This window comes from Mesorhizobium sp. M1A.F.Ca.IN.020.06.1.1 (genome assembly GCF_004023265.1).
Lineage (GTDB): Bacteria > Pseudomonadota > Alphaproteobacteria > Rhizobiales > Rhizobiaceae > Mesorhizobium.
In genome coordinates this window covers 1-3095 of record NZ_RZSR01000727.1, presented here as the reverse complement: position 1 = coordinate 3095, position 3095 = coordinate 1, and the positions used below count along the sequence as shown (strand labels likewise).

Genomic DNA, 3095 nt, shown 5'->3' with positions numbered 1-3095 from the left:
GTCCTCGACCGCTTTCTTGGTGACGATGGCGTAGCTGTCGAGCATCGCCTGGCGCCACGAATTGCCGGCATAATTGTTGGAGAAGGCGATCTTCTTGCCGCTCGTGTCGGCAAGCGCGGTGCCCGAGGCGAGCATGGCTGCAAAGGCGCTCAAGACCAGTAGTTTCTTCATGTCATTATCCTCCCAGATGTGTTGACTGCTGCACTTCCCACCGGCCCCTGCGGGCCGGCTTCACTCCCATCCGATCTGAGCGCGAACGGTCCCGCTCAAAACAGCCTCAATCCCGGCACTCGTACCCTCAGCCGGTAGAGCGACGTCGACGCGGCGATGTAGAGGCTCCGCAGGTCCTCGTCGCCGAAGGTGAAATTGGCACAATCTTCCGGCGTCGCGATGACGCCGAGGAGATCGCCCGACGCGTCAAAGACATGGATGCCGCCCGGGCCGGTGCAATAGAGGTTGCCGCGGCTGTCGATCTTCATCCCATCCGGCGCGCCTGGCGCATCGCCCTCGGTCACAGCCCATACGGCGCCGCCATTGAGGTCACCATTGGATTCGACGCCGAACACACGGATGTGGCCACGCGTGGTATCGTTGACGAAGAGCCGCGATTCATCGAGCGAGAAGCAGAGCCCGTTGGGCTGCGCGAAATCGTCGGCAAGCAACGTCAGCCCGGCGCCGTCGCCGTCGATCCGGTAGACACCCTGGTAGGACAGTTCCTGCGGCCTCGGCACGCCGTAAAATTCCGCTCGGCCGTAGGTCGGATCGGTGAAATAGATCGAGCCTCCAGTAGCAACGACAATGTCGTTCGGGCTGTTGAGCTGCTTGCCCTGGTAATGCGTGGCGAGAACGGTCGTGGTGCCGCCCGGCTCGGCGCGGGTAACGCGGCTGCTGGCGTGCTCGCAGGTCACCAGCCGCCCCTGCCGGTCGAGCGTGTTGCCGTTGGCCATGTGGCTCGGGTCGCGGAACGCCGCGATTTCGCCGGAAGCGCTGCGCCGGTACATGCGGCTTTGCGGAATATCGGAAAAGACCAGCCATTTCTCATAGGGATGCCACACCGGACCTTCGATGAAGCCGTAGCCGGTGGCGAGCCGCTCCATCGCCGCATTGCCGACGACGTCATCAAAGCCGGAATGACGGGCGCGCGCCGGGATCGACATCACGGGCTCTTGGGTTCCCGCACCGGCTTGCCGGCGACGAACCAGTCGCTGCCCGGCACGTCCTCGATCACCACCCAGATCGCGTCCATGGGCAGTCCGGCGACCTCGCTGATCGCCTCGGTGACCCGGCGAGAGATCTCGTTCTTGCGCTTTTGCGAATGACCCTCGAGTATCCGTATGCTGACGAACGGCATGAGCGCTTCCCCGGGATTTTTGTTTTTGTAGGACAAAAGCTAGTCGGGACGCGGACCGGGCGATAGCGGTCTAAGCGCAGCACCGATTGTGGTTTTGCACAGTCGGCACCGGCATCCACGGCTGCAGACAGGAGAACCATGGATGGCAGAGAGATGCGGCAGGCCGATCGTGCGGATTGCGGAACTGGAGATCGAGGCATCCCAGCTCGAAAGCTTCAGGGCCTTGCTCGCCGAAGAGATCGAGGCCTCGGTGCAGAACGAGCCTGGCGTGTTGTTCCTGCACGCGGTCTCGATAAAGGGTTCGCCCGAAACGGTGCGCGTCATCGAATGCTATGTCGATCATTCCGCATACCAAGCTCACCTGACCGCGCCGCACTTTCTCAAATACAAGGCGCGGACGGCTGATATGGTCAGGTCGCTTCGATTGATCGAGACCGAGCCGATCGTTCTGAGGGCCAAGAGCAATCAGCATTCAAGCTGAGCCTGTTCGCCCATCGCGGGGCTTACTGCTCCTGCAACGGCGTTGCCTGCGCGAGCCAGGCGTCGAGTTGCTCCTGCTCGCGCCGCAGCGCATCGATGTTGATCAGGCCTCGGGCCATGGCCAGATAGATCGCGCGGGTGCGCGAATTGAACACCGACGCCTCGCCAGCACCCTCCTCCGGCGGCACTATTCCGAGCTTCTCGTAGACATGCTTGATGCGGCTCTGCGCGCCGCGGATCGACAGGCCGCGCCGCGCCGCGATCGCTCGGTCGGTGAGGCCGAGCGCGATGTCGATCAGGCTTTCATATTCGCCGTCGGTGATGCCCTCGAACCGGTCCTGGACGCGGTGCTGGATGCCGCGGATCTCGCGGTCGATGATGCAATGCCCCTCGCGGAACACGCCGCGCAGCGCCGAGCGCATGCCTTCTTCCGTCGCCGATTTCAGCACATAGCCATAGACCGATCCCGGCGGCACGATGCGGGCCACGCCGCGCACATAGGCCTCGTCGGCGAAGTTCGACCAGAACAGGATATGCGTGCCGGCGCGCTGGCTCCAGATGGCGCGCGCCACCTCGATCCCGGTCGCCTTGGGCAGTTGCAAGTCGAGCACGACATGCGGCGGCTGCCGTTCCGCCGCAAGATTGATGGCGTCCTCGCCGTCGCCGGCTTCGATCACCTCGACATCGCCGGGCCACAATTGCTCGACGGTCCGCCGCGCGAAGGTGCGATGCAGCCCGTCATTTTCGGCGATCATGACCAGCATCAGACTGCCTCCGCCACCGGCTGAGCTTCGGTTATCGCGGTGCCGCACGCCGCCGCCTCGGCCTCGGCGGACTCGCGATCGATCTCGATCACGACCCTGGTGCCGCCCTTGCGGTCGGCCGGCTCGAAACGCAGCCGCGCCCCGACAAGGGCCGCTCGCGTGTGCATGTGGCCGATGCCGCCTTGAGCGGCGGGATCGATCGCGCCGCAGCCATGCCCGTCGTCGGTGACGGTCACGTTGAATGTGGTTGCCGTCGACGCCAGCTGCACCTCGATGCGGCTTGGCGCGGCATGACGGACCGCATTGTTGATGGCTTCCTGCACGATGCGATAGAGCGCGGTGCGAAGCGTTTCCGACAGGCCGTCGGCGCTGCCGTCGCTGGTGTCGGCGATGCGCACCGCGATCGGCGGCTTGGCCCTGGCAACGCTGCGGTTGAGATGTGCCTCGACCGCGTCGCGCAGCCCGAACAGTTCCAGGACGCTCGGCCGCATGTCGTCGAC

Annotated in this window: 5 protein-coding genes and 1 pseudogene; 1 reads left to right on the top strand and 5 read right to left on the bottom strand. The window is 64.6% G+C overall.

Annotated elements, in window-relative coordinates; translation table 11 throughout:
• The 3 genes and pseudogenes from EOA60_RS39220 to EOA60_RS25855 form a co-directional block, all read right to left on the bottom strand.
• Positions 1 to 171, bottom strand: a pseudogene (locus EOA60_RS39220) (ABC transporter substrate-binding protein); the annotation flags it as partial.
• Between the two features lie 95 nt (positions 172 to 266).
• Positions 267 to 1157 carry an SMP-30/gluconolactonase/LRE family protein gene (locus EOA60_RS25860; RefSeq protein ID WP_095826272.1) on the bottom strand — a complete coding sequence of 297 codons (891 nt, stop codon included), beginning with the start codon at positions 1155 to 1157 and terminating at the stop codon, positions 267 to 269.
• Positions 1157 to 1351, bottom strand: coding sequence for a 4-oxalocrotonate tautomerase family protein (locus tag EOA60_RS25855; protein ID WP_067323038.1), 195 nt, complete (start codon positions 1349 to 1351; stop codon positions 1157 to 1159). Before EOA60_RS25855 ends, EOA60_RS25860 begins: the two co-directional genes overlap by 1 nt.
• Before the next feature lie 142 nt (positions 1352 to 1493).
• Between EOA60_RS25855 and EOA60_RS25850 the strand changes: the two genes are divergently transcribed.
• Positions 1494 to 1832, top strand: coding sequence for a putative quinol monooxygenase (locus EOA60_RS25850; protein ID WP_095826251.1), 339 nt, complete (start codon positions 1494 to 1496; stop codon positions 1830 to 1832).
• A 22-nt stretch (positions 1833 to 1854) separates the two neighbouring features.
• Here the strand turns inward: EOA60_RS25850 and EOA60_RS25845 are convergent, their stop codons facing one another.
• Entirely contained in the window at positions 1855 to 2595 is a 741-nt protein-coding gene (locus EOA60_RS25845) for a response regulator transcription factor (protein WP_066998258.1), read from the bottom strand.
• A partial coding sequence (locus EOA60_RS25840; protein WP_206628235.1) for an ATP-binding protein occupies positions 2595 to 3095 on the bottom strand: 501 nt, incomplete at its 5' end. The genes EOA60_RS25840 and EOA60_RS25845, both read right to left, overlap by 1 nt.